Consider the following 21,383-nt stretch of genomic DNA (forward strand, 5'->3'; position numbering starts at 1 on the left):
ATAGCCTCCGAAAGACACCCTGTGAAAGCTTAGAGAATGATCACAGGGTGTGAGGGGGGAGCCATTTCATTAGTGGACCGGTGTTCACAGGACCAATGTGGGAGCGAGCTTGCTCGCGATGGCGGTGTTGTAGTCGCCGCAGGACTCAGCTGGCCGTCGCCAACAACAAATCCACCACCGACCGCCCATGCCCGCGATGCTTGCCGTGCTCATACAGTGACGCGGCAATTTCATCGGCACGAATCGGCAGGATCGACAGCAAGGTGTCGCTCAGCCCATGGCTGGCCTGGCAAAAGCCCTGCATGTAGAGGCCGGCCTTGCAGCGTTCATCGGTGATCAGTTTGTAGTTGCGATCGACCTCGAAATCACCCAGGTACTCTTCGAGCGGTGCCAGCAGCTTGCGGTGCATCTGCCGCTCGTAACCAGTGGCCAGCACCACAGCGTCGTAGTGACGCACCGAAACTTCGCCGGTGGCGTTGTTGCGCAACACCAGTTCGATGCCCCGTTCGTTGGCGGTAGCCCTTTCGATGGTGGTCAGGGTGTGGAACGCATGACGGGCGATGCCCGAGACCTTCTGCCGATAGAAGATGCCGTAGATTCGCTCGATCAGATCAATGTCCACCACCGAGTAGTTGGTGTTGTGGTACTCGTTCACCAGGCGCTCGCGCTCGCTGCCTGGCTGCTGGAACACCAGGTCGGTGAACTCAGGGGAAAACACTTCGTTGACGAAGGGGCTGTCGTCGGCCGGCTTGAGTGCCGAGCCGCGCAGGATCATGTCCACCTGCACCGACGGGAAGCTGTCGTTCAAATCGATGAAGGCCTCTGCCGCGCTCTGCCCGCCTCCGATGATCGCGATGCTCATCGGCCGGTTGTCCACGCACGGCTGCTTGGCCATCTGCGCCAGGTACTGGGAGTGATGGAACACCCGGCCGTCATCCCTGAGTGCCTTGAATACCTCGGGAATACGTGGCGTGCCACCGGCGCTGACCACCACCGACCGGGTGGTGCGCACCTGCTGATGCCCGGTCGCATCGCGGGAAATCACCCGCAACGCCTCGACCTGATGGTTGTGCAGCACCGGCTCGATGGTCAGCACTTCTTCGCCGTAGCGGCTTTGCGCGGTGAACTGCCCGGCGACCCACCGCAGATAGTCGTTGTACTCCATACGGCACGGATAGAAGGTGCCCAGGTTGATGAAGTCCACCAGGCGCCCGTGGGCCTTGAGGTAATTGACGAACGAGTAAGGGCTGGTCGGATTGCGCAGGGTCACCAGGTCCTTTAGGAAGGAAATCTGCAACTCGCTCTGGGTCACCAGGGTGTTGCCGTGCCAGCGGTAGTCGGCCTGTTTGTCGAGAAACAATACATCCAGTTCGCCCTGGCTCGCCCCGCGTTCCTGCAGCGCGATGGCCAGTGCCAGGTTCGACGGGCCGAAACCGACGCCGATCAGGTCGTGAACGAGGGGCGATGCAATTGCCTGTGTCATTTCCAGTGTCCTCTGGATGTTCCCCTCAATGGCGGGGGCATTGAACCTAAGTGACCTGACCCACCAAGGGCCGCACAACAGGTCGTCTGTTGAGTAGGAACGAGGACTGTGAAAAAAAATTTAACCGCGCAGGCTCACTGGGTGTCCCACTGTCGCATCCGTATACGGCAATGCTTCATGGCATTGACAATGTGCTTCTCGACCATTGCCCGGGAAATGCCCAGTTGCTCGGCAATTTGCGGATGGGACAGGCCTTCGATCTTGCGCAGCAGGAAACTCTCGCGGCACAACCTTGGCAACTCCGCCAGGGCACACTGGAGCATTTCCAGACGCTGGCCATGATCGAGCACGTTATGCGGCGAAGGGGTGAAATAGCGCTCTTCATTGTCGAGCACCTCAAGAGGTTCGGCCTGACGCAGGGTGTTGCGCCGATGGTCGTCGATAACCAGGTTGAGGGCGGTGCGATAAAGGAACGCCCGGGGCTGCTCGATCGGCGTATCACTGGAACGCTCCAGGACCCGCAGATAAGCGTCATGCACCACATCTTCGGCCACCTGACGGTTGCCCAGCCTGGCGTTCAGGAAACACACCAGTTCGCGATAGTAGTTTTCCAACATGACTCCCGTCCGCACGGGGGTGCGGTTTCTGTCCTTGAGCCCTTTGCGCGACCGTTGAAATAAACAGTGGCACGATAATGGCAGTTCGAGTCGCGTAATTTATAGTAATTCTCATATAGATTTAAAGTACTGCTTCAACTTGCCTGGTATTTAGCCACGAACCCTGTAGGAGCGAGCTTGCTCGCGAAGGCATCAAGGACAACGTGTTGACCCAGACAGCACGCGTTATCGTTGACGTCCATCGCGAGCAAGCTCGCTCCTACATTAGTTTGTGTCAGCACCTAAATTCCCCGGCGCTTTCTACGTTTACAGGACAGCTCCCCGTCCCTGTCCGGCCCTGCCGGCAGCGTTCAGCCATCGACCCGCTGCTGAACGACGGGCCGATTTCCCTAGGCCGGAACCCTGCATGAAACGTCCCCGACAGACCCGACGCGCCCTGCTTGCAGCACTTTGTCTGATCCCCGTGGTTGCCGTCGCCGCCTGGCAGTTCATCCCGCCGGGCCGCGACGGGCTCGTCACCGTTCAGGTCAGCCGCACCGACATTGAAAGCAGCGTCACGGCATTGGGCACCCTGCAACCGCGGCGCTATGTCGACGTCGGCGCCCAGGCCTCCGGGCAAATCCACAAGATTCACGTGGAAGTCGGCGACGTGGTCAAGGAAGGCCAGTTGCTGGTGGAAATCGATCCGTCCACGCAACAGGCCAAACTCGATGCCGGGCGCTTCTCCATCGAAAACCTCAAGGCGCAGCTGCAGGAGCAGCGAGCGCAGCACGACCTGGCCCGGCAGAAATACCAGCGTCAACAGAACCTGGCCGCCGGCGGCGCCACCCGTGAAGAAGACGTGCAGACCGCCCAGGCCGAACTGCGCGCCACCCAGGCACGGGTCGAGATGTTCCAGGCGCAGATCCGCCAGGCCGAAGCCAGCCTGCGCAGCGATCAGGCGGAGCTCGGCTACACGCGGATTTATGCGCCGATGGCCGGCACCGTGGTGGCGCTGGATGCCCGGGTCGGCCAGACCCTCAACGCCCAGCAGCAAACGCCGCTGATCCTGCGAATCGCCAAGCTGTCACCGATGACCGTGTGGGCCGAGGTCTCGGAGGCCGACATCGGCCACGTCAAACCCGGCATGCACGCCTGGTTCACCACCCTGAGCGGCGGCACCCGGCGCTGGACCAGCACCGTGCGGCAAATCCTCCCCGTTCCGCCCAAGCCCCTGGACCAGACCAGCCAGGGCGGCGGCAGCCCCGCCAGCACCAGCAAAAGCGGGAGTGCCCGCGTGGTGCTGTACACCGTATTGTTGGACGTCGACAACGCCGACAATGCCTTGATGGCGGAAATGACCACCCAGGTATTTTTCGTCGCCAATCAGGCGCAGAACGTACTCACCGCGCCCATCGCCGCCCTGCAGGCAGGCCCGCAGACAGACCGGCAGACAGCGCAAGTGGTCGCCAGCAACGGCAGCATCGAGCAGCGCAACGTGCGCACCGGCATCAGCGACCGCCTGCGGGTGCAGATCCTCGATGGCCTGCAGGAGGGCGATCACCTGTTGATCGGCCCGATCGACGGGAGTGGCGGCTGAATGCACACGCCTCTGATCGACCTTTCGGACATCCGCAAAGCCTACGGCGGTGGCGACGCACCTGAAGTCCATGTGCTGCGCGGTATCGACCTGTCGATCCATGCCGGGGAGTTCGTGGCGATCGTCGGCGCTTCCGGCTCCGGCAAGTCGACGTTGATGAACATCCTCGGCTGCCTCGACCGCCCGACCTCGGGCGAATACCGCTTCGCCGGGGAAAACGTCGCGGCGCTGGACAGTGACGAACTGGCCTGGCTGCGTCGTGAAGCCTTCGGTTTTGTGTTCCAGGGCTACCACCTGATTCCCTCCGGTTCGGCCCAGGAAAACGTCGAGATGCCGGCCATCTACGCAGGCACCCCAGCCGCTGAACGCCACGCCCGCGCCGCCGCCCTGCTCGACCGTCTCGGCCTGGCTTCACGCACCGGCAACCGCCCCCATCAACTCTCCGGCGGGCAGCAGCAACGGGTGTCGATTGCCCGCGCATTGATGAATGGCGGCCACATCATCCTGGCTGACGAACCCACCGGTGCCCTCGACAGCCACAGCGGCGCCGAGGTCATGGCACTGCTCGACGAACTGGCCAGCCAGGGCCACGTGGTGATCCTCATCACCCACGACCGCGAAGTGGCGGCCCGGGCCAAACGCATCATTGAAATTCGCGACGGCGAGATCATCAGCGACAGCGCCCGGGACAATCCCACCGCGCAAAACTCTGCCAACCCCGGCGCCCTGCAGGCCGTCGATTTGCGCAAGCGCCTGAGTGAAGGCGCCGAAGCCACCGGCGCCTGGAAAGGCGAGTTGGTCGATGCCGTGCACGCGGCGTGGCGGGTGATGTGGATCAACAAGTTCCGCACCGCGCTGACGTTGCTCGGCATCATCATAGGCGTCGCCTCGGTGGTGGTGATGCTGGCCGTGGGCGAAGGCAGCAAGCGCCAGGTGATGGCACAAATGGGCGCGTTCGGTTCCAACATCATTTACCTCAGCGGCTCGGCACCCAACCCGCGCACGCCCATGGGCATCGTCACCCTCGATGAGGTCGCCGCGATTGCCAGCTTGCCCCAGGTGATGCGGATCATGCCGGTCAACGGCCAGGAGGCCGGGGTGCGCTTTGGCAACCTTGATCACATGAGCTACGTCGGCGGCAACGACACCAACTTCCCGGCGATTTTCAACTGGCCAGTGGTCGAAGGCAGCTACTTCACCCACGCCGATGAACAGAACGCCGCGGCGGTCGCGGTGATCGGGCACAAGGTGCGGACCAAATTGCTCAAGGACGTGGCCAACCCGATCGGCCAGTACATCCTGATCGAAAACGTGCCCTTCCAGGTGGTCGGCGTGCTCGCGGAAAAAGGCGCCAGCTCCGGCGACTCCGACAGCGACGACCGTATCGCCATCCCCTACTCCGCCGCGAGCGTGCGCCTGTTCGGCACCCACAATCCCGAGTACATCGCCATCGCCGCCGCCGACGCGCGCAAGGTCAAGGAAACCGAGAAAGCCATCGAGCAACTGATGCTGCGCCTGCACGACGGCAAGCGCGACTTCGAACTGACCAACAACGCGGCGATGATCCAGGCCGAGGCGCGCACGCAAAACACCCTGTCCCTGATGCTCGGCTCGATTGCGGCGATTTCGCTGCTGGTGGGCGGGATCGGCGTGATGAACATCATGCTCATGACTGTGCGCGAGCGGACTCGAGAGATCGGTATCCGCATGGCCACCGGCGCCCGCCAGCGCGACATCCTGCGCCAGTTCCTCACCGAAGCAGTGATGCTCTCGGTGGTGGGCGGCCTCACCGGGATTGCCCTGGCGCTGATCGTCGGTGGCGTGCTGATTTTCAGCGAAGTCGCTGTCGCGTTCTCCCTGATAGCGGTGCTGGGTGCCTTCGGCTGCGCCCTGGTCACCGGTGTCGTTTTCGGCTACATGCCGGCCCGCAAGGCTGCCCGACTCGACCCGGTCACGGCCCTTACCAGTGAATGATCGATTGATGAAGCCGCCACTCAGTGTGTTAACCCTGTGCCTGTTGCTCGGCGCCTGCGGCACCCCGCCACAGCGCCCCGACAGCGGCGTCCAGCCGCCGGCTGCCTGGCAAATCCGGCACACCGCAGGCGCTGTCCATGACAACCAGCAATGGTGGAACCGCTTCGGCAGCCCGCAACTGGGTCGCCTGATCGAACAGGCGCGGCTCGGCAGTTACGACCTGGCCGCGGCCATCGCCAGAGTGCGCCAGGCCCAGGCCGACACGGTGATTGCCGGCGGCTCGCAACTGCCCGAAGTCAAGGCCGGGGTCAACGCCAACCGCCAGAAACTGCTGCGCGGCAGCGGCTACAGTCAGCTCGATGCCGACAGCGATAACGACGCCGTCGACTACTTCACGGCGAATCTGGTTGCCAGCTACGAAATCGATTTCTGGGGTGGCCAGCGGGCCAGCCGCGACAGTGCGCAATTCAGTCTCAAAGCCAGCGAGTTCGATCAGGCCACCGTGGAACTGACGTTGCTCAGCGGTGTGGCCAACGGCTACGCACAAGCCTTGTCGTTGCAGGAACAGAGCCGCATCGCCGAGTTGAATCTGGCCAATGCCCAAAGCGTGTTGAAACTGGTGCAAACCCGTTTCGATTCGGGTTCGGCCACAGCCCTGGAACTGGCACAGCAAAAAAGCCTGGTGGCGGCCCAGCAACGCCAGCTGCCGCTGGTGCAGCAACAGGCCGAGGATGCACGGATCAGCCTCGCCGCCCTGCTCGGCCGCCCGGTTCAGGCGCTCTCGCTGGGTCAGGAACGCTTCGATCAACTGACTTGGCCTGCGATTGACGCCGGGGTACCCAGCCAGTTGCTCAGCCGCCGTCCGGACATTGCCCGGGCCGAGGCGCAACTGGCCGCCGCCCACGCCGACGTCACTGTCGCCCGGGCCGCGATGCTGCCGACCGTGACCCTCACCGCCGAAATCGGCTCCGGTGCCGACCGGGCCGACGACATCCTGCGCAGCCCCTTCTACAACCTCACCGCCGGGCTGCTTGCGCCGGTGTTCAACAACGGCCGCCTCGGCGCCCAGCGAGACAAGGCCACGGCGCGTCAGCAAGAACTGCTGGAAACCTATCGCGGCACGATCATCAACGGCTTCGCCGACGTCGAAAAAGCCCTCAACAGCATTCGCGGACTGGATGAGCAGCGCGGGTGGCAGAGTGAAGAACTGAGCCAGGCGCAGACCGCGTTCAACATCGCGCAAAGCCGTTATCAGGCCGGGGCCGAGGATTTGCTGACGGTGCTGGAGACCCAGCGCACCTTGTACGCGGCGCAGGATTTGAACGTGCAGCTGCGGTTGTCGCGGATGCAGGCGAGTATTGCCCTGTACAAGGCTTTGGGTGGGGGGTGGCAGGTTCTTTAGTCGTGGCGCCTGTCAGGACGCCATCGCGAGCAAGCTCGCTCCCACAGTGGATCGTCAGTGAACACAAAGTCTGTGTACGACCAGGTTCAAATGTGGGAGCGAGCTTGCTCGCGATTGAACGATAACGCGGTGTCAAGCCTGGCTTTGTTTAGCCTTCAGATTGCGCGCATACCACGGCCGCTGCGGCACTTTGCGGAACAGATCCATGAGCTTCTTCTTGTCCTCGCCAAAGGTAATGCGCAACGCCAGCTTCATGGTTTCCGGGTCCATTTCCACTGACTTGCCCGCCTGCAACCCCGGCGTGGTGCTGCAGCCATGGGTAATCGGCCCGAGCCAAGGGTCATCGATCTCGACCCAGCGCCCGGGCGCGAACCATTGCACACCGTTGACCTGCAGCCGACTGACCTGCCCCGGATGAAAACGCTCGTGGGCGCGAAACCAGTCTTCCAGGCGATCGTCGATCCAGCCGTGGAAATGCCAGAACACCGGGCTGACATGGGAGGAAAACGGGTCGCCGAGAAAATCGTTTTCCGGTGCAAACCAGCGTGCGGAGAAGTCCGCCGGATCCCGGGCGAACGGCACCGGCTGACCGTTGGACGGATCACGGGGCACCGAAGCCCAGCGCATGTGCAGCCAGTCGTGCAGGCCCAGTTCAACCTCCGAGCCGAACTGGCCGAGGGTCAGCGTCGACAGGTAGCGTGGATCACGGTAGCGCGATTCCCAGACCTGGAAATTGCTGTGGTACGTCTCAGCGGTCTTGATATCGCTGACCCATTGCGTGTACTCGTCATCGTCCTCGGCCAGCCAGGTCGGCGGCAGCGCGGTGCCGTCGTGATTGTCGAAGTAACGCGCAAAGCCGAGCCGGTCCCGCGCCAGCTCTGGTTGCGGCAACGGGAAGTGCGTCCAGGACGGCAGGTCCTGCATCGAACGCGCGGTGCCGAGCATGTGCCGGTGCATGAAGAAAAAGTCCACGCCAGAACCGTTGCGATCCTTGCGATCGCCACGGGCATCGCGCTCCTGGTCCCGCGGTCCGGGTTGCCAGCCGAGCCCGCGCAAGGCGCCGCGCTGGTCTTCGGAGAGCTTGTGCCACTTGTCCCGGGAGGCATGCCAGAGCTGGTGGAACAACCGGTGCTCCGGCGATATCAGCCAGGCGAGCAGGGTCGGATTGAGGCCGGCGCGCTCGCGAGCTTCAGGGAATACCCGTTTGACGGCAACAAATCGATTGTCCTGGGCCGTCAGCATCAGCGGCCGCTTCAAGTCCAGCACCCGCCCACTGAGGCTGCCACTGCCGGCGTTGCCGAAACCGGCCCAGACCTCGTCCAGGGTCATCTCGAATTCGTATTCGCAACAGCCGCTGGCGCCCAGCAGTCGCCAGGCCAGCTGCTTCGGGTTGGCCCCGGACAGATCGCCGAGCACTCGGTAACGGGGCGCTTCGGTAGAGCGCAAACGCTCGGCGGTGTCGAGATAGCCACTGAAGCCACGCCCCTTGTGGCCGATGTCGAGGAACACTTCCAGACCTTCGAGGGGCACACCTTCGATGCCGGCGTCACGACCTTCGAAACGAATCTGCCAGACCCCGCGCAAGGTATCCGCCAAGCGTTGGCCGGCCACATCCGCCACCTCGAACGAAGCTTCGCCGGGGGTGATCGTAGGGTCCGGCCTGGTCAGTTCGCGATGCCCGTAATACACCGCCGGCACGGCGGCACCGGTCAGCGCCAGACCCGCGAGGAACCATCGTCGAGAAATCGTCATTGCCCTACCTGTGTCAGCCATGGAGCAGGCTTTATCCAAGCTAGAACGATTGTTGCAGCGCAGAATTTAAGAGCATCGCGAGCAAGCTCGCTCCCACACTGGATCTATGTCGCACTGAAGATCCCTGTGGGAGCGAGCTTGCTCGCGATGAGGCCATCAGCCGCGCTAAATTTTCCGGCCAGCCATACGTTCCCCCCAGATAGCAAAGGCCCCTGCGCCTGATCCGGGGCGGCGAACCTGACTGAGACGGCAATGACAAAACCACGTTCGAAAAAGGCTCTTTTCATCGGCCTGCCGCTGGCCCTGGCGATCAGCGCGGGGGCAGGCTTCGCGGTCTGGGATCACTGGTTCAGGGACAACCCCGGCTACCCGGTCAAGGTGATGAAACAGGCCGAGCAACTGCAGGAACGCATCCTCTCGTTCGACAGCCACATCACCGTGCCCATGGACTTCGGCACCGCCGGCAACGAAGTCGACAAGGATGGTGAAGGCCAGTTCGACCTGGTCAAGACCGGGCGCGGGCGCTTGTCCGGTGCAGCCCTGACGATTTTCGGCTGGCCGGAAATCTGGAACGGTCCCAACGCGCCCCATCGCCCTACCGCCGGCTTCGTCGACGAAGCCCGCTTTGAGCAGGAAACCCGCTACAAGATCATCAGCGCGATGGTGCGTGACTTCCCCAATCAAGTGGCTATCGCCTACACCCCCGACGACTTGCGCCGCCTGCACGGCGAAGGCAAGTTCGCGGTGTTCATCAGCATGCTCAACGCCTATCCGCTGGGCAATGACCTCAATGCCCTGGACAAGTGGGCTGCGCGCGGCATGCGCATGTTCGGCTTCAGCTACGTGGGCAACAACGCCTGGGCCGACTCGTCGCGGCCGCTGCCGTTCTTCAACGATTCCCGGGATGCCTTGGGCGGACTGTCGGACATCGGCAAGCAAGCGGTGCATCGCCTCAACGACCTGGGCGTGATCATCGATGTGTCGCAGATGTCGACCAAGGCCCTGGAGCAAGTGGCGCAACTGAGCCGCACGCCGATGGTCGCCTCCCACTCGGCACCACGCGCCCTGGTGGACATCCCGCGCAACCTCAGTGACACGGAAATGCAATTGATCAAGCACAGCGGCGGCGTAGTGCAGGTCGTCGGTTTCCCCACCTATATCCGCCCGCTGAGCCAGGCCACCCAGGACAAACTCAACGCCCTTCGCGCCCGTTTCGACCTGCAACCGCTGCAAGGCCTGGAGATGGCATTGATGCCCGGCGACCCGGTGATCACCGTCTGGCCCGAGCAGCGTTTCGGCGAGTACGCCAGCCAGCTCTATTCGATCCTCGACGAAGAACCCAAGGCCACCCTCAAGGATTACGGCGATGCAATCGACTACACAGTGAAAAAAATCGGCATCGACCACGTCGGCATCAGTTCCGACTTCAACGACGGCGGCGGCCTGGACGGCTGGAAAGACGTCAGTGAGGCCCGCAACGTGACCGCCGAACTGATCAGCCGCGGCTACAGCGACGCCGACATCGCCAAACTCTGGGGCGGCAACTTCCTGCGGGTCTGGGACCAGGTGCAGAAGTCTTCCCGGCCTGTGGTCCAGCACTGATTCTTATCTATTGCCAAAGCGAACCGAATCCATGACCAACCGTCGTTCATTCCTCAAGCAGGCCGGCATCCTGGCGGCCGGCATTCCCCTGGCCTCCGCCGTGAGCCTGCCAGCACACGCCGCCAGCCCCGCGCCACTGCCCAAGGACAAATGGGACCAATTGCGCCAACTGTTCACGCAGGACCCGAACTACCTGCACTTCGCCAACTTCCTGGTGACCTCGCACCCGCTGCCCGTGCGTGAAGCCATCGAGATGCATCGCGCCAATCTCGATCGCAACCCGGGCCTGGCCATGGACTGGCATCGCGGCGAAACCGAACGCCGCGAAGAAGAGGTGCGCGTGTGGGCCGGTCGCTACTTGAAGGCCAAGCCGTCGCAGATCGCCCTGACCGGCAGCACCACCGAAGGCCTGGCGATGATCTACGCCGGTATCCACGTGCGCCCGGACCAGGAGATCCTCACCAGCGAACACGAGCACTACGCCGCCAACAGTGTGTTCGAATACCGCACCCAAAAGGACGGCACCCAGGTTCGCAAGATCAAATTGTTCGAAGACCCGTACAAGGTCTCGACCGCCGAAGTGCTGGCCGCGATTGAACGCAACATTCGCCCCGAAACCCGTGTACTGGGCATGACCTGGGTGCACTCCGGCAGCGGCGTGAAGCTGCCCATTGGCGAGATCGGCAAACTGGTAGAGGAGAAAAACCGTGGCCGCGCCGACAAGGACCGCATCCTCTACGTAATCGATGGCGTACACGGCTTCGGCGTGGAGAACGTCGATTTCCCGGACATGCACTGCGATTTCTTCATTGCCGGCACCCACAAATGGATGTTCGGCCCACGGGGCACCGGGATCATCTGCGCCCGCTCCGACGAGCTCAAGGACGTGACCCCAACCATCCCGACCTTCTCTGAAGCCACCCAGTTTTCCACTGTGATGACCTACGGCGGCTACCACTCGTTCGAACACCGCTGGGCACTGACCGAAGCGTTCAAATTGCACCTGGAGCTGGGCAAGGCCGAAGTCGCGACGCGCATTCACGACATCAACAGCTACCTGAAGAAACGCTTGCAGGCACACCCGTCGGTGGAGCTGGTCACGCCGCTGTCGCCGGAGTATTCCGCCGGTTTCACCTTCTTCCGCATCAAGAACCGAGACTGCGAAGCAGTCGCCAATTACCTGATGGATCAGCGCGTGGTGTGCGATGCCGTCGACCGTGATGTCGGGCCGATCATTCGTGTGTCGCCGGGGCTGCTCAATACCCAAGCGCACATCGACCGCCTGATGGAACTGCTGGCCAACCAGGTCTGACTGAGCGAGAGCCATTATGAAAAGCACCCTGAAAAAACTCGGCGCCCTGACGCTATTGACCGTGCTCGGCAGCGCCTTGCCCGGCCTCGCCCAGGCCTACACCGCGCCGTTGCCCGGCAAGGTCTTCAAAGATTGCCGTAACTGCCCGGAAATGGTGGTGTTGCCCGCCGGCACCTTCACCATGGGCACCCCGGAAGACGAAGTCGGCCGTGAGCCTGATGAAGGCCCGATGCATGAGGTGACGTTCGACAAGCCGTTCGCCATGAGCCGCTACCAGATCACCGCTGGCGAATGGGACCAGTACCTCAAGGAAACCGGAATCACCCTGCCCGATGGCGACACCCGCCCCGGCCGCGAGTGCATCAACAGCAAGCCGCGTTATCCACAGAGCCCGCGTCAGCCGGCGGTGTGCATGAACTTCGCCGAGGTCAGTGCCTACGTCGCCTGGCTGTCGATGAAGACCGGCCAGCACTACCACATCGTCAGCGAGGCCCAGCGCGAATACGCCGCCCGCGCAGGGTCAACGGGGCCCTTCCCCTTTCCGTTCGACCCCGGCACCGAGTACAGCATCGCCGCCCACGCCAACACCTACGGCCCCACCGATGGCTACAGCTACAGTTCGCCGGTCGGCAGCTACCCGCCCAACGCCTTCGGCATGCACGACATGCATGGCAACGTCTACGAGTGGATCGCCGATTGCTACCACCCGGACTATGTCGGCGCGCCAACCGACGGCAGCGCCTGGACCGAACCCGATTGCGACACCCTGCGCATCCGTGGCAACGACTGGGGCGAAGCTCCGGTGTTTTCCCGCTCGGGCAACCGCAATGACATCGACCCGCAAACCCGTGGCGACTGGATCGGTTTCCGCGTCGTACGCACTCTCTGACCTCCAGATCCCACGGGTTTGGCACCACCTGTCTGCGACCTTTTAAATAAAGCCTTTCACCAGACGTTCTACTGGGTATCTGCCTTACGACCCAAGGAACTGTCTGCCATGACCCAGCCTAACCGAGGCGCCATCGGCGAATTACTGGCCCTGTTGAAACCGTTTCGACTGATCGTCGCCACGTCCATTTTTTTGGGCATGGTCGGCGGTCTGAGCGTGACGGTGCTGCTGGCGACCATCAACAATGCGCTGCACTCGCCGGACGGCCTGACCCAAGGGGTAGTGGCCCTGTTCGGTGGTCTGTGCCTGCTGGCCCTGGGCAGTTCGATCTGCTCGGATATCGGCACCAATTACGTCGGCCAGCACATCATTGCCAGGCTGCGTAAAACGCTTGGGGAGAAAGTCCTTTCGGCGCCCATCGAGCAGATCGAGCGCTACCGCAGCCACCGGCTGATCCCGGTGCTGACCCACGACGTCGACACCATCAGCGACTTCGCCTTCGCCTTCGCACCGCTGGCGATTTCCCTGACCGTGACCCTTGGCTGCATGGGTTACCTGGCGCTGTTGTCGTGGCCGATGTTCCTGATGATGGTGCTGGCGATTGCCATCGGCACCGGCATCCAGTTCTATGCGCAGGGCAAGGGTATCCAGGGTTTCATGGCCGCCCGCGATGCCGAGGACGATCTGCAAAAGCACTACAACGCCATTGCCGGTGGTGCCAAGGAGTTGCGCATCCACCGCCCACGCCGCCAGCGCATGTTCGTCAAGGGCATCCAGGGCACCGCCGATTTCATCTGTAACACCCAGGTGCGTTCGATCAACACCTTCGTGATCGCCAAGACGCTGGGCTCGATGCTGTTCTTCGTGGTCATCGGCCTGGCGCTGGCGCTGCAATCGTTCTGGCCGAGCGCCGACCAGGCGGTGATGAGCGGTTTCGTGCTGGTGTTGCTGTACATGAAAGGCCCGATCGAGCATCTGGTCAGCACCTTGCCGATCGTGAGCCGGGCGCGGATTGCCTTCCGCCGCATCGCCGAGCTGTCGAGCCAGTTTTCCTCGCCCGAGCCGCACATGTTGCTCAACGACAACGGCATCCGGCCAACCGTGGTCGACCGCCTGCAACTGAACAACGTCAGCTACGCCTTCCCCGCCGCACCGGGCAGTGACGCGTTTCGCCTGGGCCCGGTGAACCTGACCATCGAGCAAGGCGACATCATTTTCATCGTCGGCGAAAACGGCTGCGGCAAGACCACCCTGATCAAGTTGCTGCTGGGCCTCTACGCGCCGCAACAGGGTTCGATCCTGCTCAACGGCCAGGGCATCGATGCGCACAATCGCGACGACTATCGCCAATTGTTCACCACGATTTTTGCCGATTACTACCTGTTCGATGACGTGGTCCAGGGCGACCAGCACATCCCCGAAGATGCCAACGCCTACCTGCAACGGCTGGAGATCGCGCACAAGGTCAGCGTCAGGGACGGCAGCTTCACCACTACCGACCTGTCCACCGGCCAGCGCAAGCGCCTGGCGCTGGTCAATGCCTGGCTGGAAGAACGCCCGGTGCTGGTGTTCGACGAATGGGCCGCCGACCAGGACCCGACCTTCCGCCGCATCTTCTACACCGAGCTGCTGCCGGACCTCAAACGCCTGGGCAAAACCATCATCGTCATCTCCCACGACGACCGTTATTTCGATATGGCCGATCAACTGGTGCGCATGGAATCGGGCCGTGTCGTCACCGAGCGCGCAACAGCCTGAGCGCCGTGGCCGCACGCAAATCATTGTTTTTTGAAGTTTGTTTTCCGGTTTAGCCAAAGTGGTCCGTCTAATAATAATTATCATTAACTAAAAAACTGCACACACCATTCTGGAGCGATTCGAGCAATGCAAAGCCTTACTCTGTCCCGCGCACCCTTGGCGTTAGCCATCGAACGGCAAAAGAAATTCCGAACGGTCGTGCCGGGCGCGCTGCTGACCCTGTTGCTGCTGGGTACGTCCCAGGTCGAGGCAGCCCCGGTGAACGTCAATGTACCGGCTCAGTCACTGGCCAGTGCATTGCGCCAACTGGGCCAGCAAACCAACCTGCAGATTCTCTACAGCCAGGACATGGTCAACGGCATCAAGTCCATGGCGGTGTCCGGCAACATGGAACCGGAACAGGCACTGAAAACCTTGCTGCTGGGGAGCGGCATCAATTTTCAGTTGAATGGCAACACCGTGTCGCTGGTGCCATCGGCCGGTGACTCCAGTGCATTGCAACTGGGTGCGACGTCCATTACCGGCTTGGCGCTGGGGCCAACCACCGAAGGCTCGCACTCCTACACCACCAATGAAGTCACCATCGGCAAAGGCAACATCAAGCTCAAGGACATCCCGCAGTCGGTGTCCGTCGTCACGCGCCAGCGCATGGACGACCAGAACCTGAACAGTCTGCAGGACGCCATGCGTCAGGTCACCGGCGTGACCATCAAGACCTACAACTCCGGCTCCAGCCTCAATGACGTCTACATGCGTGGCTTCCTCGTCGACCAGGTGCAGGTCGACGGCGTCTCGCAGCCCACCGGCCAGGGCGACATGGCCACCAGTTTCGACCTGGCGATGTACGACCGCATCGAAGTACTGCGCGGCCCGTCGGGCCTGTACCAGGGCGCGGGCGAACCCGGCGGTACGATCAACGTGGTGCGCAAGCGCGCCCTGAGCAAATTCGCCCTCGGTGGCGAACTGGCCGCCGGCTCTTACGATCGCTACCGTTCTTCGGTGGATGTCACCGGCCCGTTGAACGAACAGGGCACCGTGCGCGGTCGTTTCATCACCGCCTACGAGAACAACCAGTCTTTCGTCGACTACGCGCAGAACGAACGCCCGATGGTCTACGGTCGCCTGGAATTCGACCTCGACCCGGCCACCACCCTGTCGGTCGGCGGCGCTTACCAGAAGAACAACTCCACCCCGGCCTTCGGCCTGCCGGCCTACGCCGACGGCTCATTGCTCGACGTGCCGCGCTCGACCTTCGTCGATGCCAAGTGGAACACCCTCAACGAAAAAGTCTGGGAATCCTTCGCCGAACTCGACCACGAACTGGACAACGGCGGTCAGTTCAAGACCACCCTGACCTACCGCGATGCCGAAACCCCGGAGCGTAACTTCACCTGGGCCGACGGCGCGGTCGACCCGGCCACCGGTGACAGCTGGGCCGTGGCCTACGACTACTACACCCACATCAAGACCGTCGGCGTTGACAGCTTTGTCACCACGCCGTTCGAGTTCGCCGATCGCCGACACGAGTTCACCGTGGGTGCCGAGTACCAGCACCTGGACAAGGATTTCACCTACGGCGGCGGCGAGTACTTCCCGATCAACGTGTGGAATCCGGGCAGCATCGACATTCCCCGCAATGACTATGCGCACGTCAACGGCAACTGGTCCAAGTCCGATCAGTACGGCGTCTACACCCGCGCCAAGTTCAACGTCACCGACTGGCTCGATGTCATCGGCGGCAGCCGCGTCACCTGGTACGAAAGCGATGCGAAGAACGCCAACGCCTTCTTCAACAACTTCGGCGAAGCCCACACCAGCATCAACCGCAAGGTCGTGCCGTACGGCGCCATCATCGGCAAGATCACCCCAGAACTGTCGACCTACTTCAGCTACACCGGCGTGTTCAAACCGCAAAGCGAAATCGGCACAAACGGCGAGCCCGTCGGCCCGCGCGAAGGCAAGCAATACGAAATCGGCCTCAAGCGCGAATTCTACGACGGTCGCCTGAACGCCAGCATCGCCGCCTTTCGCATCTACGATGAAAACCGCGCCGAATACGACAACACCTCCGGTGCCTACATGACCGAAGGCAAGGCTCGCAGCGAGGGTTGGGAAACCGAGCTGAGCGGCAACCTGACCGACAACTGGAGCATCGTCACCGGTTACGCCTACACCTCCACCAAGTTCCTGGACGGCGACCAGGCCAACAAAGGCAAGACCTTCAGCACCATCACGCCCAAGCACAACTTCAACCTGTGGACCAAGTACGAGTTCACCGACGGCCCGCTCAAGGACTTCAGCGTCGGCGGTGGCGTGCGTGTGGTCAGCGACACCTACTACCAGCGTGACGTGAAGTTCCATCAAGGCGGCTATGCCGTTACCTCGGCGCAAGTCGGCTACAAGTTCAACGAACACCTGTCATCGACACTGACCGCCAACAACCTGTTCGACCGCAAGTACTACGACCGCGTCGATGCCTCCTGGGGCACCAACTTCTACGGCGACCCACGCACCCTGACCCTGAGCCTGCGCGCGCAGTACTGATGGCTGAGTGCCCTCACTTGTAGGAGCGAGCTTGCTCGCGATGGTCGTTAACGATAACGCGTGTTTACTGGTTGAACGCTGCGCCTGTGAGTCCATCGCGAGCGAGCTCGCTCCTACAGTGGCCCGGTTTTGTTTTCTGCTTGCGCGGCGGCCCTGATGGCTGACTGCGACCACTTGTAGGAGCGAGCTTGCTCACGATGGTCGTTAACGATTACGCGTGTTTACTGGTTGAACGCTGCGCCTGTGAGTCCATCGCGAGCGAGCTCGCTCCTACAGTGGCCCAGTTCCGTTTTCTGCTTGCGCAGCGGCCCTGATGGCTGACTGCGACCACTTGTAGGAGCGAGCTTGCTCGCGATGGTCGTTAACGATAACGCGTGTTTACTGGCTAAACGCAGCGCTCTTGAGTCCATCGCGAGCGAGCTCGCTCCTACAGTGGCCCGGTTCCGTTTTCTGCTTGCGCAGCGGCCCTGAGTTGCTCGGTATCGACACGGACAAACGTGGAGTCCCCGACAGCGGTCAGGACATCCCCGGCGAAGACCTCGCAAATAACCCGACTTTTGCGCCCGACCTCGCCCTCAACTTTTGCACGCAGTGTCAGGGGGACACCCATCGGGGTGGGCTTGATGTACTTGATGCCCAGGTTACCGGTGACGCAGGTGATGTGGGGCAAGCTGCCCACCTCGCGCTGTTCTGCCCGGTAGTGATATGCCATCGCTGCCCAGTTGGAGTGGCAATCGACCAGCATCGCGATCAAACCGCCGTAAACCAGACCCGGCCAGCCGCAGTACTTGTCATCCGGCATGTGCTGCGCCATGACATGCACCCCGTCTTCATGCCAGAAGCTCTTGATGTGCAGCCCGTGCGGGTTTTGGCTGCCGCAGCCATAACAAACGCCTTCAGGCGCGGCGATGTCTTGAAGCGAAATGTCCTGCGTGGTCATACCGTGTCCATCCTTAATACCGGGTGGTTCAAAACGGACCGGGTCGCCCTGGTCCGCACCGTCTGATCAATACTGGCAGAAGCGAATCCGGTTGCCGAACGGGTCGTAGACTTGCAGCTCCTTGCCCCAACCCTGCTGAACAATATCCGGGCGTCCGTATCCGTAGCGCTTGCCCTGCAATTCGTCCCTGAGCAGTTCGATGTTGTGCATGGGCACGAACACCGTCGAGCCCGGGCTGGCATCGCCGTGGTGCTCGGAAAGATGCAGTTGCAGCCCGTCGCGACTGATGCCCAGGTACAGCGGCAAATCCGCCTCGAAACGATGCTCGAACTCGACGCTAAAGCCCAGGAAATCCAGATAGAACTCACGCGCCTTGGCTTCGTCGAACATCCGCAAGATTGGAATGGGTTTGTCGAACGTTGCAGCAGGCGTGGACGGGGTGTTTGCCTGGGCAAGCATCGCTGACGCGGTGTTCCAGTCCTTGTAGCCCAGTTGCTGGGCGACCAGTTCCAGTGCAGTGGAATGGGTCACCACTTGATTGCGTTCCTCCAGCGAGGCGCGCAACTGTCTGGCCATTTGCTTGGCTTGCTCGATTGAAAACATGACTGCTCCTGTAGCCGAGATGCTTTGGTGCTCGCGTTGCCAAACCTCGACCGTCAAGAGAGGCGACAGGGTTTGTAGAAGGAGGAGACGCTTTCACCTTTCCCAACGGGAGCGAGCGGCGGGCAGCATCGGGCCGAGGTCGATAATACATAGCCGATACGGGATGCGGAAGATGGCTCGGCAGAACCCTGTCCTAGGCCTGAGGATTATTCCTTTAGACGTGAAAGTTGCTGAACCACAAATGCCCCGGCGGTCACCGCGCTGGCTGCCCATGCGCAAGCCACCTGCCAATATCTGAAGGGACCGAGCACATCTCCCATCAGGAAACCGGTCGAAAGCAGAAACAGAAACAACGCAATGGCTGCCAGGACGACGCGCGGAATCGCCATCAACCACCGCCACCAGGCCCCGGGTTCAAAACGCCGCGCCACCCATCGAGTCAACGCTGTCAGGCCCGCAAACAAAAATGCGGCAATGACCAGCAGGAGCGGAATGATAAAGAGAGCCAGCGTGGGCTCGACTTCTCCGCCGTCCTCACCGGGTGTGTAGAAGTTTTCTGTCCAGATTTCCCTGCACAGGGCGGAGGTCAGGAAAATGACGGCCACAGGGGCGATAGGGAAAATCAGGCAACTGATGAGGTTTTTTTTAAGTTCCATCAATGAGTCGTCCTTGGTTTTTTTTCAGAAGGCCGATGGGCTTGATTCTGCGTGGTCCGCTACCGCGTCCATTAGACTTTGATTCGAGAAGAGCTCGCATATCAACCATTACCTGATCATGCAGGACGTTCGGGTACGGGCTTTTAAGCGAAGCCTGCACCTTGGAGCGGAACCAGCAGTCATAGCTGGCGGCATGTTCGTCAGTTTCGAACTTTGGGGTGGTGGTGGAAAGCTCGGTGCTCACATTGACCTCCGGGATCGCTGTCGTCGCTGACAAGGTGGTCTGTCATTTGCCGGTCCAGCTGTTCATTGCGCGATAGATCGTAAACACCAGACTTCCGACGGCCAACCGCAAACTTTCGTAGGATTCTTCCGGCCGATTCCGAGGTTTTCAACGCTCTCTGACAAGGCAAAACAGCGGGTTAAATGCCACTCGACAGTGTTTGTTTAATCGGCCTACAGGTTACTTCGTGAAAGCCACAATGCCTTGCGTCGTTGCCTACAGGTACGCCAGAATCCGCCGGCTTGTGCGCCTTGGGGGTCGTCGGTAACTTGATTCGGGTCACTGATTGTCGGTGATCGGGTTTAGTAGCCCGTGGTCTTATCAGCGGTGTAAAAGTGCTATCAGTCAGGTCTGCCTGAATTTGATGGTGGCTGTACGCAGGGCGCTTCGGCGCGCCGGTAAATGCTGATCTCCCCGGTCTACTAACCTGCGTCCAGCCGCCACCCTTCTTTTAGTAGAGAAGAATGAGCGGCTCCATTCAGGAGTAATCAGCTTATGTTCAAAGTGACACCCAATCCGCCGGATTCCGACCCGGCCTCCCCGCACGAAAGCCTCGATCACCACCTCAACCCTGGCCCCAACATCATGGCCACCCTGCGCACACCCAACACGATGTTCATCGTCAATCCCGAACTCAGTATCGAAACCCTGCTGGTGCACGCCTGTGAGTCGCTGGCGTCGGCCAATGTCATGGCCAACGATCTGGTGGATCATCTGCAGGGGACGAGTCGCAATGCGCTGCTGGGGATTGCGCAGGTGATCATGCTGGGGGAACTGGCGGTGAACCGGGCGCTGGATCGGCTTGATCCGCCCTAGTTATCTGAGTCAGCGCAAAACAAACTGTAGGAGCGAACTTGCTCGCGATGGATTCAAAGGCGCTGCGTTTAGCCAGTAAACACGCGTTATCGTTAACGACCATCGCGAGCAAGCTCGCTCCTACAGGGGACGGCGTCGCTGATCACTACGCCATGCGTCAGGCCAAACTCTCGCTGATCTGCGCCGCCAGTTGTCCCAGCATCCCCGGCACTTCCTGGACCATCTCGCCCATGCGCGCAAAGTCGTGGGTCATGCCGGCCTTGACCTCCAACACCAGGGGTTGCCCCGCAGTACGCAGTTTCTCGGCCCAGGCCAGGCCTTCATCGAGCAACGGATCGTATTCGGCCAGCCACAACACCGTCGGCGTCAGCCGTTGCACACACTCGGCGTACAACGGTGAAAAACGCCAGTCAGCACGATCCGCCTCGCTGCGTTGGTATTGCTGGTAGAACCATTCCAGCGTGGTGGCTTCCAGCAGATAGCCTTCGGCGAATCGCTCGAGGGACGGGCGTTTTTTTACCGCGTCGACTACCGGGTACAGCAGCACTTGCAGACGCGGCACAAGCGGCCATCCCAACGGGTCCTGGGCGATGGCGATGCACAGCGATGCCACCAGGCTGCCGCCGACGCTGTCCCCCGCCAGCGCAATGCGCCGGGCGTCCAGCCCCAGCGCCTTGGCTCCGGTGATGGCCAGCCAACGGGTGATGTCTTCGGCATCGTTGTATGCGGTCGGAAAACGGTGTTCCGGCGCCAGGCGATAGTCCGCCGACAACACGGCAAACTGCCCTGCCAGCGCCAGACGCCGGCACAAGGTGTCGTGGGAGTCGAGGCTGCCCACCACGTAACCGCCGCCATGGAAGTACAGCAACACCGGGCTCGGCTCGCCGTCCGGTTGCGGTTTGGCGTACAGCCGCGCATTGAGCAAATGCCCATCCCGCGCAGCAATGCTGACCTCCGTCACCGTCAACGCGCCCGTTGGCGCCGCATCGAGCAACTGCGAAGTCTGTTCGAATTGCTGCCGCGCTTCGCTCGGGTTCAGCTCATGCATGGGTTGGCTTTTGCCGCTGAAGCGGCCGAACTCGGCCAGCTCTAGAAACCCTTCGATGTCCGGGTGCAGTGCCATGGGCGGTAGTCTCCAAAAATAAAAAGCTCGCCCAATAAACGAACCGTGAG

17 protein-coding genes are annotated in these 21,383 nt (G+C 61.6%); 9 read left to right on the forward strand and 8 right to left on the reverse strand.

Going from position 1 to position 21,383, the window contains the following annotated elements; all coding sequences use genetic code 11:
* Positions 1-145: 145 nt before the first annotated feature.
* Positions 146-1,483: a lysine N(6)-hydroxylase/L-ornithine N(5)-oxygenase family protein gene (locus tag AC3WTM_RS23140; protein WP_102671096.1), complete on the reverse strand. Its 1,338-nt coding sequence runs from the start codon at positions 1,481-1,483 to the stop codon at positions 146-148.
* Between the two features lie 134 nt (positions 1,484-1,617).
* A complete protein-coding gene (locus AC3WTM_RS23145) occupies positions 1,618-2,100 on the reverse strand; it encodes a sigma-70 family RNA polymerase sigma factor (protein ID WP_057713952.1) in 483 nt (160 codons plus the stop codon).
* A gap of 406 nt (positions 2,101-2,506) precedes the next feature.
* Here AC3WTM_RS23145 and AC3WTM_RS23150 point away from each other — a divergent pair, with 406 nt between their 5' ends.
* From AC3WTM_RS23150 to AC3WTM_RS23160, 3 genes are read left to right on the forward strand one after another with little or no spacing between them, the layout of a single operon-like run.
* A complete protein-coding gene (locus AC3WTM_RS23150; RefSeq protein WP_102671095.1) occupies positions 2,507-3,679 on the forward strand; it encodes an efflux RND transporter periplasmic adaptor subunit in 1,173 nt (390 codons plus the stop codon).
* Positions 3,680-5,653, forward strand: a complete 1,974-nt coding sequence (locus AC3WTM_RS23155) for a MacB family efflux pump subunit (RefSeq protein WP_090456893.1) — start codon at positions 3,680-3,682, stop codon at positions 5,651-5,653. It begins immediately after the preceding gene.
* A gap of 7 nt (positions 5,654-5,660) precedes the next feature.
* On the forward strand, positions 5,661-7,055 hold the full coding sequence (locus tag AC3WTM_RS23160) for an efflux transporter outer membrane subunit (RefSeq protein WP_102671094.1): 1,395 nt from the start codon (positions 5,661-5,663) through the stop codon (positions 7,053-7,055).
* A gap of 132 nt (positions 7,056-7,187) precedes the next feature.
* Here AC3WTM_RS23160 and pvdP read toward each other — a convergent pair whose 3' ends face one another.
* Positions 7,188-8,807, reverse strand: coding sequence for a pyoverdine maturation tyrosinase PvdP (gene pvdP / locus AC3WTM_RS23165; RefSeq protein ID WP_102671093.1), 1,620 nt, complete (start codon positions 8,805-8,807; stop codon positions 7,188-7,190).
* A 252-nt stretch (positions 8,808-9,059) separates the two neighbouring features.
* On the opposite strand from pvdP, the gene pvdM reads away from it, so the two are divergent.
* The 5 genes from pvdM to AC3WTM_RS23190 all read left to right on the forward strand — a co-directional run bounded on the left by pvdM (position 9,060) and on the right by AC3WTM_RS23190 (position 16,912).
* Positions 9,060-10,409, forward strand: coding sequence for a pyoverdine-tailoring dipeptidase-like protein PvdM (gene pvdM, locus AC3WTM_RS23170; RefSeq protein ID WP_102671091.1), 1,350 nt, complete (start codon positions 9,060-9,062; stop codon positions 10,407-10,409).
* Positions 10,410-10,440: 31 nt separating this feature from the next.
* On the forward strand, positions 10,441-11,721 hold the full coding sequence (gene pvdN / locus AC3WTM_RS23175) for a pyoverdine-tailoring periplasmic protein PvdN (protein WP_102671090.1): 1,281 nt from the start codon (positions 10,441-10,443) through the stop codon (positions 11,719-11,721).
* A 16-nt stretch (positions 11,722-11,737) separates the two neighbouring features.
* The gene (pvdO, locus tag AC3WTM_RS23180; RefSeq protein ID WP_102671089.1) at positions 11,738-12,610 is read left to right on the forward strand and encodes a dihydropyoverdine dehydrogenase; all 873 of its coding nucleotides are present in this window, start codon (positions 11,738-11,740) and stop codon (positions 12,608-12,610) included.
* 108 nt (positions 12,611-12,718) lie between these two features.
* Positions 12,719-14,368 (forward strand): cyclic peptide export ABC transporter, encoded by a 1,650-nt coding sequence (locus AC3WTM_RS23185; RefSeq protein WP_102671088.1) that lies wholly within the window; start codon positions 12,719-12,721, stop codon positions 14,366-14,368.
* Between the two features lie 126 nt (positions 14,369-14,494).
* A complete protein-coding gene (locus tag AC3WTM_RS23190) occupies positions 14,495-16,912 on the forward strand; it encodes a TonB-dependent siderophore receptor (RefSeq protein ID WP_102671087.1) in 2,418 nt (805 codons plus the stop codon).
* A 427-nt stretch (positions 16,913-17,339) separates the two neighbouring features.
* Here AC3WTM_RS23190 and AC3WTM_RS23195 read toward each other — a convergent pair whose 3' ends face one another.
* From AC3WTM_RS23195 to relB, 4 genes are all read right to left on the reverse strand, one after another.
* Positions 17,340-17,852, reverse strand: a complete 513-nt coding sequence (locus AC3WTM_RS23195; protein ID WP_102671086.1) for a PaaI family thioesterase — start codon at positions 17,850-17,852, stop codon at positions 17,340-17,342.
* A gap of 66 nt (positions 17,853-17,918) precedes the next feature.
* Positions 17,919-18,455 (reverse strand): glyoxalase superfamily protein, encoded by a 537-nt coding sequence (locus AC3WTM_RS23200; protein ID WP_102671085.1) that lies wholly within the window; start codon positions 18,453-18,455, stop codon positions 17,919-17,921.
* Between the two features lie 206 nt (positions 18,456-18,661).
* On the reverse strand, positions 18,662-19,111 hold the full coding sequence (locus tag AC3WTM_RS23205; protein WP_102671084.1) for a hypothetical protein: 450 nt from the start codon (positions 19,109-19,111) through the stop codon (positions 18,662-18,664).
* Positions 19,101-19,355: a type II toxin-antitoxin system RelB family antitoxin gene (gene relB / locus AC3WTM_RS23210; protein WP_371918607.1), complete on the reverse strand. Its 255-nt coding sequence runs from the start codon at positions 19,353-19,355 to the stop codon at positions 19,101-19,103. The genes AC3WTM_RS23205 and relB overlap by 11 nt, the downstream gene beginning before the upstream one ends.
* Positions 19,356-19,889: 534 nt before the next feature.
* Between relB and AC3WTM_RS23215 the strand changes: the two genes are divergently transcribed.
* Positions 19,890-20,210, forward strand: coding sequence for a DUF6124 family protein (locus tag AC3WTM_RS23215; protein ID WP_102671083.1), 321 nt, complete (start codon positions 19,890-19,892; stop codon positions 20,208-20,210).
* A gap of 157 nt (positions 20,211-20,367) precedes the next feature.
* On the opposite strand, the gene AC3WTM_RS23220 is transcribed toward AC3WTM_RS23215, so the two are convergent.
* Positions 20,368-21,333, reverse strand: a complete 966-nt coding sequence (locus tag AC3WTM_RS23220) for an alpha/beta hydrolase (RefSeq protein WP_102671082.1) — start codon at positions 21,331-21,333, stop codon at positions 20,368-20,370.
* Positions 21,334-21,383: the final 50 nt, after the last annotated feature.

This window comes from Pseudomonas sp. EU05-FHT14B02 (assembly GCF_058791055.1).

Excerpts from the sequence above, each read along its gene's own strand:
- AC3WTM_RS23140 (WP_102671096.1), bottom strand. The coding sequence starts at position 1,483 with ATGACACAGGCAATTGCATCGCCCCTCGTTCACGACCTGATCGGCGTC.
- AC3WTM_RS23145 (WP_057713952.1), bottom strand. The coding sequence starts at position 2,100 with ATGTTGGAAAACTACTATCGCGAACTGGTGTGTTTCCTGAACGCCAGG.
- AC3WTM_RS23150 (WP_102671095.1), top strand. The coding sequence starts at position 2,507 with ATGAAACGTCCCCGACAGACCCGACGCGCCCTGCTTGCAGCACTTTGT.
- AC3WTM_RS23155 (WP_090456893.1), top strand. The coding sequence starts at position 3,680 with ATGCACACGCCTCTGATCGACCTTTCGGACATCCGCAAAGCCTACGGC.
- AC3WTM_RS23160 (WP_102671094.1), top strand. The coding sequence starts at position 5,661 with ATGAAGCCGCCACTCAGTGTGTTAACCCTGTGCCTGTTGCTCGGCGCC.
- pvdP (WP_102671093.1), bottom strand. The coding sequence starts at position 8,807 with ATGACGATTTCTCGACGATGGTTCCTCGCGGGTCTGGCGCTGACCGGT.
- pvdM (WP_102671091.1), top strand. The coding sequence starts at position 9,060 with ATGACAAAACCACGTTCGAAAAAGGCTCTTTTCATCGGCCTGCCGCTG.
- pvdN (WP_102671090.1), top strand. The coding sequence starts at position 10,441 with ATGACCAACCGTCGTTCATTCCTCAAGCAGGCCGGCATCCTGGCGGCC.
- pvdO (WP_102671089.1), top strand. The coding sequence starts at position 11,738 with ATGAAAAGCACCCTGAAAAAACTCGGCGCCCTGACGCTATTGACCGTG.
- AC3WTM_RS23185 (WP_102671088.1), top strand. The coding sequence starts at position 12,719 with ATGACCCAGCCTAACCGAGGCGCCATCGGCGAATTACTGGCCCTGTTG.
- AC3WTM_RS23190 (WP_102671087.1), top strand. The coding sequence starts at position 14,495 with ATGCAAAGCCTTACTCTGTCCCGCGCACCCTTGGCGTTAGCCATCGAA.
- AC3WTM_RS23195 (WP_102671086.1), bottom strand. The coding sequence starts at position 17,852 with ATGACCACGCAGGACATTTCGCTTCAAGACATCGCCGCGCCTGAAGGC.
- AC3WTM_RS23200 (WP_102671085.1), bottom strand. The coding sequence starts at position 18,455 with ATGTTTTCAATCGAGCAAGCCAAGCAAATGGCCAGACAGTTGCGCGCC.
- AC3WTM_RS23205 (WP_102671084.1), bottom strand. The coding sequence starts at position 19,111 with ATGGAACTTAAAAAAAACCTCATCAGTTGCCTGATTTTCCCTATCGCC.
- AC3WTM_RS23215 (WP_102671083.1), top strand. The coding sequence starts at position 19,890 with ATGTTCAAAGTGACACCCAATCCGCCGGATTCCGACCCGGCCTCCCCG.
- AC3WTM_RS23220 (WP_102671082.1), bottom strand. The coding sequence starts at position 21,333 with ATGGCACTGCACCCGGACATCGAAGGGTTTCTAGAGCTGGCCGAGTTC.